Here is a 15,925-nt window from a genome sequence, read left to right on the forward strand (position 1 = left end):
CTCTCCTTCGAGCAGCATGTAACAAGCCGTTCCAGGATGGAACACGGCCGTCGAAGCGGCGTCAAGACGCAAGTCGTCGTTAAGATCGGCTGGTGGAGAACCGGCGCGCGAAGGTCCGCGACATCGCCGCGGAGACCGGCGTCTCGATCGCCACCGTCTCGCGCGTGCTCAACGACCACGCCAACGTGTCGCCGCGGACCCGCGACCTCGTGCTCCAGGCGGTCGAGCGCCACCAGCGGCCCACCGCGCCCGACGGCCCGCCCCGCACGGTCTACGTGCGCTGCCCCTACCTGCTCACCGACTACTTCGGCCTCATCGTCTCCTCGATCGCCGAGACCCTGCGCCTGCACGGCGCGCGAATGGTGCTCGACGCGGGCGAGGCGTCCCAGGGATCCGACGTCCTCGCGGGCCTGCCGGACGAACCGGGGGTCGACGCCGCCATCCTCATCCTGCCGCCGGAGGACGACGAGCGGCTCGTGGCGCTGTCCCGGCGCGGGTTCCCGTTCCTCGTGGTCGACCCGCGCACCGCGCCGCCCCCGGACGTGCCCTCGATCTCGGCCGCCCACCTCTCCGGCGCCCGCGCGCTCACCTCGCACCTGGTGCGGCAGGGCCACCGGGACATCGGCGTCATCGCGGGCCCCGACGTGTGGCTGGCGGGCGACGCCCGGCTCGCGGGCCACCACGCGGCCCTCGCCCAGGCGGGCGTCCTGCCCTCACCGCACCTGACCAGGCACGTCGAGCCGACGATCGACGACGGCGTGCGCGCGGCCGGGGAACTGCTGGACGGCGGCGGACGGCTGACCGCGCTCGTGTGCTTCAACGACAAGCTCGCCGTCGGCGCCCTCCAGGCCGCTCACGCGCGCGGCCTGCGCGTGCCGGAGGACCTGTCCGTCGCGGGCTTCGACGACATCGACCTCAGCCGCGCCACCCGTCCCGCCCTCACCACGGTCCGCCAGCCGCTCCAGGAGATGGGCCGCCTGGCCGTCACGCAGCTCGCGCGCGTCCTGGACGGGCACCGGCCGGAAGCGCTGCACCTGGAGCTGTCCACGACCCTGGTCGTCCGCGACTCCACGGGGCCCGCGCCCGCGTGACGCGCCCTGTTCCACCTGTTACACGGGGCGGTTCACCAGTCGCACGCCACGAGCACCAGGCAGAGCACGTTCTCCTCGTCGTCGACGATCTCGTAGCCGGTGAGGTTCTCCGTGGCGATCGGGAGCACGAAGGCGTTCAGCCCGGCCTGGTCGTCGAGCACGGCCTCCACCCAGTTGTCCCGCCGCAGGAACGGGCCCTTGGCCTCGATGCGCTCCCGCACGTCCGGGATGAAGGAGGGCACGCCGTCCTCCAACGGGAGCGAGGCGCGCATGGCTTCCTCGCCCCACAGCACGGCGTAGTCCTCGACGTGGTGGATGTCGTCGTAGCCCTCGACGTCCCAGTCCGCCTCCGCGATCCGCTCGGGCTCCGCCACCATGATCACGACCATGCTCGCCGTGTAGCGGAACGAGTCGGGGTTCCACCTGTCGCGGGTGCGGGCGTAGCCGCCCACGTGCACCGGGTGGCTGCCCGCGGCCAGCTCGTGCATGAACCCGCCGTCGGTGCGCCACGGGGTCTCCCAGATGACCGGACCGCCCGCCACCTCCAGGTTCCCGACGTGGTCGAACCACGTGGGCCTGACCGTGTAGGGGCCACAGCGCTCGACGGGCGTGTACTGGTCGGCCAGCCGCCACAACAGCCGTTGGACGTCGGATCCGCTTCCCGTCATCGGTTCACCCGCAGCACCGAGAGGGCCAGGTCGGCGTCGGCGCTGGTGGCCACCACCAGTCGGCCGTCGGGCGCGCCGAACGCGGTCATCTTCGACGTGGAGTCGTCACCGACGGCCAACTCCTCCACCCGCTCACCCGTCCGCGCGTCCCACACCAGCACCACCCCGCCCTTGCCCATGCTCACGAACACCTGGCGCCCACCGTCCAGCCGGGCCGCGTGCAGCGAGAACACCGAGTAGTTCTCGCGGTGGCCGAGCATGAGCCCGCTGATCGGCTGCCCGGTCTCCGCGTCCCACAGGCGCAGCCTGCTGTGCTTCTCCGCGAAGGCGAGCACCGCGCGGCCGTCGTCCAGGACGATCGAGGCCACCGGTCCGTCCACCCCGTCCTCGCCGGTGATCGGCTCCCCCACGGGCTCTCCCGTCTCCACGTCCCACCGCAGCACCCGGTAGTCGGAGGTCATGACCGCCAGCAGCGTGCGGCCGTCGCGGAGGCGCACGGTGACCAGCGACCGCGGGCGCGGGCCTGCCCCGGTCAGCGGGTCGCCGACGGGCTGTCCCGTCAGCGCGTCCCAGAACCTCACGGCGCCGTCCCAGGAGCCGCTGGCGATGAGGACCCGCCCGCTGGACAGCGTGAACACGTCCAGGCACGTCACCATCCCGACGTGGCCGACGAGGGGTTCCCCCACCCGCTGCCCGGTCTCGGCGTCCCAGCGGTGCACCAGGCAACCCTCGTCCCCGCTGACGACCAGCGTGCGCCCGTCGACCGGCCCGAGCGCGGCGACCGACCGCACCTGCGTGGTGTGGCCCGCCATCGCGTCACCGAAGGGCAGGCCGGTGACCGGGTCCCAGCGGCGGACCGTGGTGTCGCCACCGCTGACCAGCAGCGTGCGGCCGTCGGGCAACCCGGTGGTGACCAGCCCGGTCACGTAGGCGGTGTGGCCGGTCAGCGGGACGCCGACGGCCTCACCCGTGGCCGCGTCCCAGCGGCGCACCTCGCCGTCGTCGGAACCGCTGAACACCAGCACCCGGCCGTCGTCCGCCTCGACGGCGGCCAGCGAACGCACCGGACCGCGATGGCCCGCGAGCGGCAGGGCGGTGTCGCCGTCCCACCGGAGCACCGAGCCGTCACGGGAGCCGCCCACGAGCACGGACCGCCCGTCGGGGAGGGTGACCGAGAGGAGGGACAGCACCGTCGCGGTGAGCGGATCGCCCACCGGCTGCCCGGTCTCCACGTCCCAGCGCCGCACGGTCCCGTCGTCGGAAGCGCTGTACAGCACCGAACCCACGACCGCCAAAGCCCGCACGGGTCCGGTGTGGACGGTCACCGGCTCGCCAACGGGCAGACCCGTCGCCACGTCCCACCGCCACAGCGCGCCATCAGCGAACCCACCGACCAGCAGCGTGCGACCATCGGACAGCACGACCGTCGCCAACGACCAGACCGAGAACGGCCGACCGGGCAGCGGATCGCCAGCGGATGAGCCCGTGGTCAGGTCCCAGCGCCGCACGTCGCCCTCGTCGGACCCGGTGAATACCACGTCGCCGACGACCGCCAGCGACCGCACCCACCCGGTCCGGGCCTCGCCGTCCAGCCGCTTCCCGGAGGCCGCGTCCCACCGCGCCAGCCTGCCGTCCTGGAAACCGCCCACGACCAGCGCGCGCCCGTCATCGGCCGGGGCGGTGGTCAGCGCCCACACCCAGCCGGTCCCGTCGAGCGGGTCGTCCAGCGGCTCACCGGTCACCGCGTCCCACCGGCGCACACCACCGTCGCTCGACCCGCTGACGAGCACCGCGCGGCCGTCGACCCGGAGCGCGGTCAGCGCGGTGACGGGGCCGCGGTGCGGGGTCCTCAGCGCCAGCGGCTTGCTCGCGAGGCCGTTCACCAGCCCACCTCCGTCAGCACCAGGCACAGCAGGTTCTCCTCGTCGTCGACGATCTCGTAGCCGGTCAGGTTCTCGGCGATGATGGGGAACACGAGCGCGTTGACCCCGGTCTCCTGGTCCAGCACGACCTCGGCCCAGTTGTCCCGCCGCAGGAACGGCCCCTTGGTCTCGATGCGCTCGCGCACGTCGTGGAAGAACGCGGGCACCTTGTCCGGGTGCGGCAGCGTCGACCGCATGGCCTCCTCGCCCCACAGCACGGCGTAGTCCTCGACCTCGTGGATGTCGTCGTAGCCCTCGACGTCCCAGTCCGCGTCGACGATCCGCTCGGGCTCGGCCAGCGTGATCACCAGCATCCGGGTGGTGTACCGGAACGCGTCGGGGTCCCGGTCGTCCGGGGTGTGGGCCGAGGTGCCGACGTGGACCGGGTAGGCGCCGGGCGGGAGGGTGTGGACGAAGCCGCCCTCGGTTTCCCACGGCGTTTCCCAGATGACCTGGCCGTTGGCCACGACGAGGTCGCCCGCGTGGTCGAACCAGGTCGGCTTGGCCCGCTCGGAGGGCGCGAACCGGTCGGCCAGGCGCCACAGCAGCCGTTCGACGTCCACGGTGCCCTCTCCCCTCGTCCCGGTCATCGGGCCACCCTCCGCACCGCGATGTCCGCGCCGGGGTAGTGGCCGGTGACGACCACCAGTCCGCCGTCGGCCGCGCCGCGCGCCGTCATCCGCCGCGCGTGCTCACCGCACTCGATCGGCGGCCCCTCGCGGACGCCTGTCTCCGCGTCCCACCTCAACACGGCCCCGCCCTTCCCGACGCTGACGAACAACGGACGTCCTCCCTCCGGTCGTACCGACACCAGCGAGAACACCGCGTAGTCGGTGCGATGGCCCTCCATCGCCCCACCGACCGGCTGCCCGGTCTCCGCGTCGTACCGCCGCAAGCTGCTGTCGCGGTCCGCCGAGGCGAGCACCGCGCGCCCGTCGTCCAGCTCGGCCGCGGCCACCGGCCCGCGGATGCCCCTGGCCCCGACGATCGGCTTGCCGATCGGGAGCCCCGTCTCGACGTCCCAGCGCAGCAGGGCCCAGTCCTTGGCGCTGGTCACCAGCAGCGTGCGGCCGTCGCGCAGGCGCACGACGGCCATCGAGCGCACGTCGATCGGGTCGTCGCCGAGCGGTCCGCCCACGGGCAGGCCGCTCCCCGCGTCCCAGAGGCGCACGGTCCGGTCCTGGGAGCTGCTCGCGATCAGCGCCCGCCCGTCGGGCAGGTGGAAGGCGGTCACGCACATGACGGTCTTGGTGTGGCCGACGAGCGGGTCACCCACCGGGCGGCCGGTCTCGGCGTCCCAGCGGCGCACAGTGCCGTCCGTGCCCCCGGTGACGAGCAGCGTGCGCCCGTCCGGTTGGCCGAGCACGGCGGCCGACCACACCTTCTCCCCGTGGGCGACGAGCGGTTCCCCCACCAGGCTGCCGGTGTCCAGGTCCCAGACGTGCGCCGCGGGACCGCCCGTGCTGACGAGCAGCGTGCGGCCGTCGGCCCCTTCCGCCGTGATCATCGAGGTCACGTGGTCGACCGGGCCGGTCAGTGGGGCGCCGACGGCCTCGCCCGTGGCGGCGTCCCACCGGCGCACGTCGCCGTCGTCGGAACCGCTGAACACGACCTCGCCGACAGCCGCCAGCGACCGCACCGGACCGGCGTGCCCGGCGGATGGCTCCCCCGCGGTCTCGCCGGTCACCGCGTCCCACCGGAGCACCGAGCCGTCACGGGAGCCGCCCACGACCAGCGCGCGTCCGTCGGGGAGGGTGACCGGGACCAGCGAGAGCACCGTCGCGGTGAGCGGGTCGCCCACCGGTTGTCCGGTCTCCACGTCCCAGCGCCGCACCGTCCCGTCATCGGAAGCGCTATACAGCAAGGAATCCACGACCGCCAACGCCCGAACGGGTCCGGTGTGGACGGTCACCGGCTCACCCACCGGAAGACCCGTCGCCACGTCCCACCGCCACAGCGCGCCGTCGGCGAAACCACCGACCAGCAGCGTGCGACCATCGGACAGCACCGCGGTGGCCAGTGCCCAGACCGAGGAGGGCCTGCCCGGCAGCGGGTCGCCTGCGGGCAGGCCGGTGGTCACGTCCCAGCGCCGCACGTCACCGTCGTCGGAACCGCTGAACACCACGTCGCCGACGACCGCCAGCGACCGCACCCACCCGGTCCGCGCCTCGTCGGCCAACCGCTTCCCGCTGTCCGCGTCCCACCGCACCAGTCGGCCGTCCTGGAAGCCGCCGACGACCAGCGACCGTCCGTCCTCGGTGGACGCCACGACCGACGACCACACCCACCCGTCCGAGTCGAGCGGGTCGTCCAGCGGCTCACCGGTCATCGCGTCCCACCGGCGCACACCACCGTCGTTCGACCCGCTGACGAGCACCGCCCGTCCGTCGCCACGCCGGAACGCGGCCACCGTGGTGATCGGTCCGCGGTGCGGGGCGCGGATCGTCAGCGACCTCTCCCGCTCGACGGGGCGCTCGACCGCCTGCTGGTAGCCCATGGCGGCGATCGTCCGCCATGGGATGATCACCTGACTGAGGGGGCCTCAGGTTCGGGCCGCTCCACGCGCATCGGCGAACGCGGCACCAGCACCACCGCGAGGACGGCGGCGAACACCGTCGCACCGCACGCGACCAGGGCCGCGGCCGCCACGGACGTGGCCTCCGCGACGACGGGCCCGGCGAGCGCGCCGACGAAGGTGGCCACCGCTTCCCCGGTGAAGAGCACGGCACCCACCCTGCCGAGGACCGGGTTCGGCGTCACCCGCTGCACCAGGGTCTGCGCGACGACCAGCGACAGCGAGCCGAACGCCCCGACGAGGACGGCCGAGGGCAGTGCCGCGCCCAGCGAGGCCGAGCCGAACAGCAGCACGAAGCCGACGGCGGTGCCGGCGAGCGACGCGCCGAGGAGGTGCCCCGGCGGCAGCCGGTCGACCAGCACCCGGACGAGCGGCGCGCCGAGCAGGAACCCGACCCCCAACGCGGACAGCACCAGCCCCGTCCCCCCGGTCCCGCCGAGCTGCCGCACGCCGAACGGCACCAGCAGTGCCGTCAGGGAAGCGTTGGCGCACAAGAAGACGCCGTTCACCACGAACAGCGCCGACGCGGTCCTCTCCCCGCGCAGGAAGACCAGTCCCTCGCCGAGTTCGACGAAGACCGCCCGGACGCCACCGCGCCGCCGCGGCCCCGCCGTGCGCCGGGCCGTCGCCAGCACCGCGACGGCGGACAGCAGGTAGGTCGCGACGTCCGCCCACACCAGGACGTGGAAACCCGCGACCCCGAGCAGCGCACCGCCCGCCGGGCCGCCCACGAGCCGCACCACGCCGTCCGTGACCGCGTTCAGCGAGTTCGCGCCGCTCAGCGCGGGCCCGGTGCCGACGACGACCGGCGTGTGGGCCTGCGCCGCGGGCCGGAAGCACACGGTGCCGACGCTCTCCGCCACCAGCGCCGCGTACACCAGCCAGACGTCGCCGGGGTCCCGGACGACCAGCAGCAGTCCGATCGCGACGGCGCGGAGCACGTCGGCCAAGACCATGACGCGCCGCCGGTCCCACCGGTCGACGAGCACACCCGCGATCGGCCCGAGGAGGACCGGCGGCAGGAACTCGGCGGCCAGCGTGAGCCCGGTCGCCGCGAGCGAGCCCGTCAGGTGCAGCACGTGGGCGGGGATCGCGACGACCAGCAGCCAGGACCCGAGCAGGCTGACGGACCTCGCGAACCAGAGCAGGCGGAAGTCGCGGATCCGGAGCGCCTGGAGCATGACTCCCCCTGAGGTATCCTGACAAGATAGTCACCACAAACGCTGTCTTGTCAAGAGTGGGTGAGCCGGTGGGCAGGCAGGACCTGGGCAAGCAGTTGCGCGCCCTGCGCGCGGCGTCCGGGCGGACGGTGGCGGCCGTCGCGACCGACGCGGGGCTCTCGGTGCCCTACGTCGCCAACCTGGAGAACGGCCGGGGGAACCCGACGGTCGACGTGCTCGACCGGCTGGCCGCGGCGCTGGACACGCGCCTGACGATCGGCTTCGTCCAGGGGGATGGCACGTCCGACCAGCCACCGGCCTCCGACCTGCCCGCCTCGCTGGTCCGGTTCAGCCGCGGCCCCCGGTTCCGCCACGACGTGCGAGTGCTGGCCGAGGCGGCGGGCCACAGCCCGACCGAACTGGCGGGACGGCTGTTGGGCACGATGGCGGGCCTGGCCGACCTGACCGGGCGGGACCTCGCGGAGGCGGACTGGTTCCGCCTGCTCGACGCCGTGCTGCTGGTCGCGCTGCACCCGAACACCCGCGGGTAGCTCACGACACCGCGTCGCGGGTGCCGGTGAACGGGATCGACATGATCGACGCCTTGGCGGTGCCGGACATCGTGGCGCCGTCGATCGTGGCGGTGCAGGCAACCTTCATCCGGACGGGCGCGCTGACCCTGGCGGTGAACCTGAGGGTGCCGCCGTCGAGCCCGCAGTCCTCGATCGGGACGCCGTCGAGGGTTCCGGCGGTCGCGGTCGGGTCGAGCACCAGCGAGTACCGCTTCTCCCCGCCCGGCGTGGCGAAGCGCAGCGTCCACGGGGGCGCGCTCGCGGCGGCGACGGGGTGGCGGCGGCGGTACTCCGCGGCGGCGGCGATCGAGTTCCGGTGCTCCGCCTCGGTGTCGGGGACGTCGGCGGGGTCGAACTCCTTGGTGGCGAAGAACCGTTCCATGGCCTCGTTGGCGCCGACGGCGTGCTCGCCCGCGCGGGGCAGCATGACCGCCTCGTAGCGGGTGACGGCCTCGTCGACGGTGGTGCTCTCCGCCACGGCGCGGGCGAGTTCGGCGCCGTCGAGCATCGCGAGGTTGACGCCGAACCCGCCCCACGGCGACATGAGGTGCGCCGCGTCGCCGAGCAGCGTCACGCCGGGCCGGTGGTCCCACACGAGCGGTGCGGGCAGCGCGTGGATGGGGCGGTTGACGAAGGCGCCGTCGCCGTCGGTGATGAACGGCAGCAGGTCCTCGGACCAGCCCGCGAACTCGGCGCGCAGGTACCGCCGCACGGCAGCCCGGTCGTCGAGGTCGAGCCCCGCCTGCTCACTCCAGTCGAGGTCGGTGCGCAGGGCGACGTAGCCGCGGACGTGGCCGTTGCTGTTGCGCTGGCCGATGACGGCCCGCCCGCGACCGTCGTTGGCGAACACGTGGCCGTCGCCGACGATCTTCGCGACCTGCGGGTGCCGGTCGTCGACGTCGTCGAAGCGGGCGTCCAGGAACGAGACGCCGAGGTAGCGCGGGGTGGCGTCGGTCAGCAGCGGGCGGACGGCCGACCACGCGCCGTCGGCCCCGATCAGGAGGTCGACCTCGGTGGTGACGCCGTTCGCGAACTCCAGGCGGTGCACGCCGTCGCCGCGCGGGGTCGCGGTGCGCAGCCGGTGGCCCCAGCGGACGGTCCCGGCCTCCAGGTGGTCGGCGAGCAGGGCCCGCAACTGCCCGCGGTCGATCTCCGTCGCCGCCTCGTCGTGCTCCTCGGGCACGAAGGACGACAGCACGGTGCCGTGCTGGTCGAGCCGGGTCTTGGCCTGCCCCTCCGGTCGGGCCAGGGCGCGGAACTCCTCCAGGAGGCCCGCGTCCTCCAGCGCGATCTGCCCCGAGTCCGCCTTCAGGTCGAGCGTGCCCCCGGCGTCGCGGACGTCGACCGAGGTGTCGGCGTCGTAGACGGCGACCGCGAGGCCGCGGCACTGGAGGACTCGAGCGCACAGGAGGCCGCCGGGCCCTGCTCCGATGACGGCGATGCGTGGCGTGGTCATGGTGAAGACTCCTTTTTCCAGTGACTAGAACTTTACTGTAGCAGTAAAATTCTAGTCACTGGGCCGGGCTCACACCGCGGGGAGTTCGGCCCGCTCCTCCAGCAGCACGGCGAACAGGTCACCGAGGTCCCGAACGCGGTCGAGGACGTCCTCCGCGGTGAACACGAACCGCTCGGCACGGCGGCAGGCCCGCACCTCGTCCCACGTGACCGGCGTGGACGCGGTGGGGCGGTCACGGCCGCGCAGCGAGTACGGCGCGACGGTGGTCTTGGCCGGGTTGTTCTGGCTCCAGTCGATGAAGACCTTCCCCGGCCGCAGCGCCTTCGCCATCCTCGCCGTCACCAGGTCCGGGGTCTCGGCCGCGAACCGCTCGGCGAGCGCCTTCGCGTAGGCCGAGGTGTCACCCGGACTCCCGCCGAGTACACCCGCGCAGACCTGCATCCCCTTGGAGCCGGACGTCTTCGCGACCGGGCTGAGGCCGTCGGCGACGAGGACGTCGCGCAGCCGCTCGGCGACCCTGGCGCACTCCACCACCGTCGTGCCCGGTCCGGGGTCGAGGTCCAGGACGAGCCGGTCCGGAACCCGCCCCGCACCACCGGGTCCGATCGTCCACTGTGGAACGTGCAGCTCCAGCGCGGCGAGGTTCGCCGCCCACACCAGCGCGGGCAGCTCGTCGAGCAGGGCGTACTCGACCGTGTCGCGGGAGCCGCCGCTGGGCAGCCGCGCGGTCCGCAGCCAGCCGGGCGCGCCGCGCGGGACGTTCTTCTCGTAGAAGTGCTCCCCCTCCACGCCGTTCGGGTAGCGGATGAAGGTGACGGGCCGGTCCCGCAGGTGCAGGAGGAGCACCGGGGCGACGGTGCTGTAGTAGTGGATCACCTGCGCCTTGGTGAAACCGTCCGGGTACAGCGGTTTGTCCAGGTTGGACAGGACGAGCTGCCGCTGCCCCGCCCTCACGGTGACGCGCTTGGCCTGCCGCGCGGGCGCCACGGGTTCCGGCGCGGTGCGCGGCGCCACGACCTCAGCCGCGGCCCGGTCCTCGCGCAGCCCGCGCCAGGACGTGTGCCGGAGCCTGCCGTTCCGGCCGTCCGCGCCGCCGCGGGTGAACTGCCGGTACCGGACCTCGCCGACGAGGTGCGGCTCCACCCACCGCCCGCCGCGGACGTCGTCGCGGGGCGGGTCGACGGCGAACGGGTGCGTGGACCGCTCCAGCGGGACCAGCAGCGCCCGCAACTCGTGGCGGTCGCGGTCGGTGAACCCCGTCCCGACGTCGCCGAGGTACACCAGGTCGCCGGTCACCGGGTCGTGCGCGCCCAGCAGGAGACCACCGAGCATCCCCGCGAACCGGTTCTGCCCCGGCCGCCAACCGCAGACGAGGACCTCCCCGGTCCGCACGAGCGGGTGCTTGAGCCACGACTCCGGGCGCTCGCCCGGCAGGTAGGGCGAGTCCCGCAGCTTGGCGATGAGCCCCTCGTAGCCCGCCGCGGTCACCGAGTCGAGCAGGTCGCGCGGGGTGCGCCGGTCCGCCGCGAGCGCGTCGAACGTGAACGCGGGCACGACCGACGCGCGGTACGGGTCGGGCATCGGCACCTGTTCCAGCAGCGCCCGGCGCTGGTCGTACGGCAGGCCGAGCAGCGACCGGCCGTCCAGGGCCAGCAGGTCGAACGCCAGGTAGCGGACCTCGGCGACGTCCTCGAACGGCTCGTCGCGCCGCGGGGACCCGGCGTGCTTGCGGTACCGCCCGCGGCGCTGCTGGAGTTCGCCGAAGTCGATCCGGCCGTCGGCGCCGTAGACGACGACCTCCCCGTCGAGCACGGCGGCGCGGCCGTCGAGGCCCCGCGCGAGCACGCCGACCAGGTCGGGGAACTCCGGGGTGAAGTCGATGCCGTTGCGACTGGTCAACACGGTCGTCCCGGTGGGACCGACGCGCATCGCCGCCCGGTAGCCGTCCAGCTTGTACTCGTACGTCCACTGAGGACCGCTGCGCAGCACGCCGCCGTCGGGCTTGGCGAGCATCGGGGCGATCCACGGCGGGGCCGGGTCGCCGGGTTCGCCGGAATCGCGTGCCATCGACGACCTCCCGTGGCGGCCTGCCGCTCCCGGACCTCCCCGCCGACCGACCGTAACCCATTCGGCCTAGCTCCGCGCTCCCGATCAGGCACGGGACCGGGTCAGTGGGCCTCCACGCGCACGGCGGCGAGCACCAGGCCCAGCGCCTCGCGCAGCGTCGCGGGCCGCAGGACCGAGTCGGGAGACTCCACGCCGAGCCAGCCGCCGCCCGCGAGCGCCACGACCAGGTCGGGCCGGTCGGCCAGTTCCACCACCGGGACCCGTTCCGCCAGGTCCGCGCGGTGCGCCCACACCACGACGACCGCGGGCGCGAGCTTGCCGATCGACTCGCGCAGCACGTCGGCGGGCACTCGCGCGCCGAGGTTCAGCCACGTCTGGCCCCGTTCCGACAGCGCGGCGCCCAGCGCGTCCAGCGGGAGCGAGTGCTGCTCCTCCGGCGCGCACGCCAACAGCGCCACCAGCCGCCCCGGCCTGCCGGGGAACGGGACGTCCCGCAGCGCCTGCTGGATCGCGGTGCTGGCGACGTGCTCGACCTCGATCCCCTTGCCGCCCGCCTCGAAGCGCTCGCCCAGGTCCACCAGCAGCGGCAGGAGGACGTGCTCCCACGCGGCCACCACCCCGCGCTCGGCGATCAGCGTGGTGGCGATGTCCTGGACCAGGTGGGCGTCCAGGCGGTTCGCCGCCCGGCGCAGCCCGACGTTCACCCGCCGCGACGACACCCCGACGTGCCGCACGGCCGCCTCGTGGGCCGGGGTGTTCGCCGCGGCCATCGCCGCCGCGGCGGCCGGTGCGATCCCCGACGCCGTCAGCACGAGCATCCGCCGCACGCGTTCCACGTCTTCGTCGGTGTACCGGCGGTGGCCTCCCGCCGTGCGGGCCGTCGGGCCGAGGTCGTAGCGGTGGCGCCAGGTACGCAGGGTGTTGGGCGGGACGCCGAGCATCGCGGCCAGCGCCCGCGGCGTCCACAGCGCCCGCGGCGCACCCTTGGGTTCGGCCCCTTCGACCACCGTCACCCCCCGACCGGACAGCCGGTGCCGGGCAGGCCCCTCGACCTCAGGATCGCCAGTTCGTCCCGCACCCGCGCCTGCGTCACCGGCGCCTCGGCCCGCTCGCCGAACTCCGCGCGCAGCGCTCGCACCAACCTGCCGCGCACCACCCGGCCGTGCACGTCGGCCGGGTCGACGGGCGCGAAGTTGTCGCGCAGGATGCGTCGTGCGGTGGCTTCGGCGGGCCGCGGCCGACCGCACGCCACCACGACGTGCCACACCAGGTCGATCATCCGGTCCTCAAGACCGGTCATGGACGGCCCGCCGTTCAACGGCGGGGTCCGGCACACGTGACAGGTCGGGCATGGATCCACGTCCCTCGTCGGCTGATGACGACCGACCAAGCATAGAATCGTTTCAAAACCGATTCAACCCGACCCGCTCCTCGAACGGGTAACCACCTCGGCCGGAGCGGATCGCCGTCAGCCCGGCGGGCCGGTCGCCGCACTGCCATCCAACCGGTCGCGGAGGAAACGCGCTCGCTGAACGTGGCTCCCGCTCTCCTCCACGCGGCCGAGGTCCCGCAGGGCCTCCGCCATGCCGTCGTGGGCGCGGGCCTGCTCGATGCGGTAGTCGGTGCGCAGAGCGAGGTCGAGCGCCTCCTGGTAGTGGACGAGCGCCGCCTCGGGACCGTCGGCCTGGTGGACGGTCACCGCCAGGTCGTTGAGGACCTCCACGTTGATCGTGTTCAGGACGCCACCTCCCGCCAGCTCCGCGGCCCTCCGGTGGAAGTCGCGCGCGGCTTCCCGGTCGCCGAGACGCTGGTGCAGGACCCCGAGACCGCTCAGCGCGACGGCGCCCAGGCCGGAGTCGCGCTGCTGCCGGGCGATCAGGGCCGCCCCCTCCAGGTCGGCCCGCGCGTCGTCCAACCGGCCGAGCCCGCACCACAGCTCGCCGAGGTTGACCAGAGCGATCCCCTCGCTGTGCCGGTAGCCGCCCTTCCGCGCCGCGGTCAACGCGCGTTCGTGGTGGCGCACCGCGTCGGCGTACCCGGCCTCCTCCTCCGAGCAGAGGACGCCGAGGTTGGTCGAGGCGATGTTCTCCAGCGAGAGGTCCCCGACCTCCTCCGCACGGGCCAGCGCGCGTTCGTAGTGATCGCGGGCCTCGACGACGTGCCCGAGGCGGAAGAGCGCCAGTCCGCGGCGGGCCAGCGCGTACCCGTCCCGGCCGTCGACGGCGACGGCGGCGGTGTGCAGCGCGAGCGCGTCGTGGAAGTGGGAGGTGGCGTCCAGGAAGCGGGCCAGGGCTCCGGACAGGTGCGTCGTGCGGCGCGGCGAACCGTGTTCCGCCACGGCCATCAGGGTGGCGAGTTCGGCGTTCAACCAGGCGATGCCGTCCCACAGGGAGTCGAACACCACCTCGGGTCCGGACGGGGCGGGAACGGGCGGTCGGCGGTGCGGCTCGCCGGGGGTGAACCGGTCCGCCGCGACCGACGCGACGTAGCAGTAGTGGTCGAACAGCCTCTCCAGCGCGGCGCCGCCGTCGCCACCCGCCAACTCCCCGGCGTGCAGGCGGACGAGGTCGTGCATCCGGTAGCGGCCCGCGACGTGCTGGTGCACGAGGTTCGCCTCCTCCAACTCCCGCAGCGCCTGCCGGGCGCGCTGGACGGGCACGTCGGCGAGCGCCGCCGCTCCCGTCGCGGTGATGTCCGGTCCCGGTGTCAGGCCGAGGAGGGCGAACAGGGTGGTGGTGCCGGCGTCCAGCACGCGGACGGAAGCGGAGAACACGGCTCGCAGGCTGGTCGACCGGTCCCCGGTCTCCAGCGCGTCCAACGTGGCCGAGGCGTCCCGCACCTCCTCGGCCAGCGCGGCCAGCGGCGCGTTCGGGTACGCGTCGGCCCGCGCGGCGAGGATGCCCAGCGCCAGCGGCATCCCCGCGCAGTGCCGCAGCAGCGTGGCGGTGGCCTCCGGTTCGGCGGCGACCCTGGCGGCGCCGAGGTGCCGGGACAGCACCTCCGCGGCCTGCCGCTCGTCGAGCACCCCGACCGCGAGGGTCACGGCGCCGTGCGCGACGGCCAGCCCGGTGAGCCGGTGGCGGCTGGTCACCAGCACCGCGGCCGACGTCCCGCCGGGCAGCAGCGGCGTCACCTGCGCGGTGTCCCTGGCGTTGTCCAGCACGACCAGGACCCGCCGGTCAGCGGTCAGGTCCCGGTACAGCGCCACCTGGGCGTCGGGCTCGGCGGGGACGTCCCGCGGCGCGACGCCGAGCGCGTCGAGGAAGAGGCGCGTCACCGCGTCGGGCGCCAGCGGTTCGGCCACCGGGTCGAAGCCGCGCAGGTCCACGTGCAACTGCCCGTCCGGGAACCGGTCCCGGTGCCCGTGCGCCCAGCTCAGGGCCAGCCAGGTCTTGCCCATGCCGCCGCCACCGGCCAGCACGGCGATCGGCGGGTGGTCGCCGGTCGAGGTCATCAGGGCGTCCAGCGACGCCAGCTCACGGGAGCGGCCGACGAAGGACCGCGGTGACGGCGGCAGGTGCCGCGGCACCCTCCTCGCGGCCGGCACCGCGCGGTCGTCCGGCGAGTCCGCGACGAGGACTTCCCGGTGCAGGCGCCGCAACTCCGGTCCCGGCTCGGTGCCCAGCCGGTCGATCAGCGCCTCCCGCGTCCGCTGGTACGACCGCAGCGCGTCGGCCGACCGACCCGCCCGGTGCAGCGCCACCACCAACTGCCCGCAGAGGCGCTCGTCGAGCGGGTCGTCCTCGACCAGGAGGGTCAGGTCCGCCAGCACCTCGACGTGCCTGCCGCACCTGAGGGCGAGATCGATCCGGTACGCGTCGGCGGCGGCCCGCTCCAGCGTCAACGTCCGCCGCACCGCGTCGATCCACGGCGTGTCCAGGCCCGCGAACACCTCGGTCCCCCACAACCGCAACGCCCGCCGCACGAGGTCCAGCGCGCGCTCGTCGTCGTCCGCCTGCCGGGCCCGCGCGACCAGCGACCGGAAGCGGTGGAGGTCGACGGCGTCGGGTTCGACGTCGAGCGAGTAGCCGCCGTCCCGCCGGGTGATCGTCGCCCCGGTGTCGGCGAGCGCCGTCCGCAGCCGGGACACGTAGGTGCGCAGCACCGACCGCGCCCGGAGCGGCGGCTCCTCGTCCCACACCCGCTCCAGCAGCCGGTCGGCCGTGACCGCCCGGTTCGCGTCCACCAGCAGGGCGACCAGGACGCACCGCTGCCGCGCGTGCCCCAGCGGCAGCCGCCTGTCCCCCGCTCGGACCTCGACACCGTCGAGGACCCGGAACTCCACGTCCACCACCAGACCCCCTCGGTCCTTCGTACCGCTGTTGACGAGGGAATTCAACGTTTCGTCCGCGTCCGCTCAACACCCGGCGTCCACCGTGGGTCGTGCGGTGGCCCGTCAGGGGGTGGGCCACCG

12 protein-coding genes are annotated in these 15,925 nt (G+C 74.2%); 2 read left to right on the forward strand and 10 right to left on the reverse strand.

Translation table 11 applies throughout. From position 1 onward, the window contains the following. Window positions 1-92 precede the first annotated feature (92 nt). A complete protein-coding gene (locus tag NZH93_RS00700; protein WP_259620877.1) occupies window positions 93-1,091 on the forward strand; it encodes a LacI family DNA-binding transcriptional regulator in 999 nt (332 codons plus the stop codon). A gap of 32 nt (window positions 1,092-1,123) precedes the next feature. Here the strand turns inward: NZH93_RS00700 and NZH93_RS00705 are convergent, their stop codons facing one another. The 5 genes from NZH93_RS00705 to NZH93_RS00725 are packed head-to-tail and all read right to left on the reverse strand — an operon-like array spanning window position 1,124 to window position 7,437. Further along, a complete protein-coding gene (locus tag NZH93_RS00705) occupies window positions 1,124-1,759 on the reverse strand; it encodes a hypothetical protein (protein ID WP_259620878.1) in 636 nt (211 codons plus the stop codon). Beyond that, a complete protein-coding gene (locus NZH93_RS00710; protein ID WP_259620879.1) occupies window positions 1,756-3,642 on the reverse strand; it encodes a WD40 repeat domain-containing protein in 1,887 nt (628 codons plus the stop codon). The genes NZH93_RS00705 and NZH93_RS00710 overlap by 4 nt, the downstream gene beginning before the upstream one ends. Continuing rightward, window positions 3,639-4,271, reverse strand: a complete 633-nt coding sequence (locus NZH93_RS00715; protein WP_259620880.1) for a hypothetical protein — start codon at window positions 4,269-4,271, stop codon at window positions 3,639-3,641. The genes NZH93_RS00710 and NZH93_RS00715 overlap by 4 nt, the downstream gene beginning before the upstream one ends. Further along, the gene (locus NZH93_RS50450; protein ID WP_259620881.1) at window positions 4,268-6,208 is read right to left on the reverse strand and encodes a WD40 repeat domain-containing protein; all 1,941 of its coding nucleotides are present in this window, start codon (window positions 6,206-6,208) and stop codon (window positions 4,268-4,270) included. The genes NZH93_RS00715 and NZH93_RS50450 overlap by 4 nt, the downstream gene beginning before the upstream one ends. Then, on the reverse strand, window positions 6,205-7,437 hold the full coding sequence (locus NZH93_RS00725) for an MFS transporter (protein WP_259620882.1): 1,233 nt from the start codon (window positions 7,435-7,437) through the stop codon (window positions 6,205-6,207). The genes NZH93_RS50450 and NZH93_RS00725 overlap by 4 nt, the downstream gene beginning before the upstream one ends. A gap of 68 nt (window positions 7,438-7,505) precedes the next feature. Between NZH93_RS00725 and NZH93_RS00730 the strand changes: the two genes are divergently transcribed. Further along, window positions 7,506-7,967: a helix-turn-helix domain-containing protein gene (locus tag NZH93_RS00730; RefSeq protein ID WP_259620883.1), complete on the forward strand. Its 462-nt coding sequence runs from the start codon at window positions 7,506-7,508 to the stop codon at window positions 7,965-7,967. Between the two features lies 1 nt (window position 7,968). On the opposite strand, the gene NZH93_RS00735 is transcribed toward NZH93_RS00730, so the two are convergent. From NZH93_RS00735 to NZH93_RS00755, 5 genes are all read right to left on the reverse strand, one after another. Then, entirely contained in the window at window positions 7,969-9,444 is a 1,476-nt protein-coding gene (locus tag NZH93_RS00735; RefSeq protein ID WP_259620884.1) for an FAD-dependent oxidoreductase, read from the reverse strand. Window positions 9,445-9,513: 69 nt separating this feature from the next. Next, on the reverse strand, window positions 9,514-11,511 hold the full coding sequence (gene ligD, locus NZH93_RS00740) for a DNA ligase D (RefSeq protein ID WP_259620885.1): 1,998 nt from the start codon (window positions 11,509-11,511) through the stop codon (window positions 9,514-9,516). Window positions 11,512-11,612: 101 nt separating this feature from the next. Then, window positions 11,613-12,524, reverse strand: a complete 912-nt coding sequence (locus tag NZH93_RS00745) for a MerR family transcriptional regulator (protein WP_259620886.1) — start codon at window positions 12,522-12,524, stop codon at window positions 11,613-11,615. After that, complete coding sequence (locus tag NZH93_RS00750) at window positions 12,521-12,811, reverse strand: hypothetical protein (protein WP_259620887.1); 291 nt, start codon at window positions 12,809-12,811, stop codon at window positions 12,521-12,523. Before NZH93_RS00750 ends, NZH93_RS00745 begins: the two co-directional genes overlap by 4 nt. Window positions 12,812-12,979: 168 nt before the next feature. Next, entirely contained in the window at window positions 12,980-15,805 is a 2,826-nt protein-coding gene (locus tag NZH93_RS00755) for an AfsR/SARP family transcriptional regulator (RefSeq protein WP_259620888.1), read from the reverse strand. Between the last annotated feature and the right edge of the window lie 120 nt (window positions 15,806-15,925).

The sequence above is a fragment of the Umezawaea endophytica genome (assembly GCF_025061645.1).
Taxonomy (GTDB): domain Bacteria; phylum Actinomycetota; class Actinomycetes; order Mycobacteriales; family Pseudonocardiaceae; genus Umezawaea; species Umezawaea endophytica.

Bases quoted from the DNA above. Each gene is read 5' to 3' on its own strand.
- NZH93_RS00705 (WP_259620878.1), bottom strand. From the start codon at position 1,759: ATGACGGGAAGCGGATCCGACGTCCAACGGCTGTTGTGGCGGCTGGCC.
- NZH93_RS00715 (WP_259620880.1), bottom strand. From the start codon at position 4,271: ATGACCGGGACGAGGGGAGAGGGCACCGTGGACGTCGAACGGCTGCTG.
- NZH93_RS00725 (WP_259620882.1), bottom strand. From the start codon at position 7,437: ATGCTCCAGGCGCTCCGGATCCGCGACTTCCGCCTGCTCTGGTTCGCG.
- NZH93_RS00735 (WP_259620884.1), bottom strand. From the start codon at position 9,444: ATGACCACGCCACGCATCGCCGTCATCGGAGCAGGGCCCGGCGGCCTC.
- ligD (WP_259620885.1), bottom strand. From the start codon at position 11,511: ATGGCACGCGATTCCGGCGAACCCGGCGACCCGGCCCCGCCGTGGATC.
- NZH93_RS00750 (WP_259620887.1), bottom strand. From the start codon at position 12,811: ATGACCGGTCTTGAGGACCGGATGATCGACCTGGTGTGGCACGTCGTG.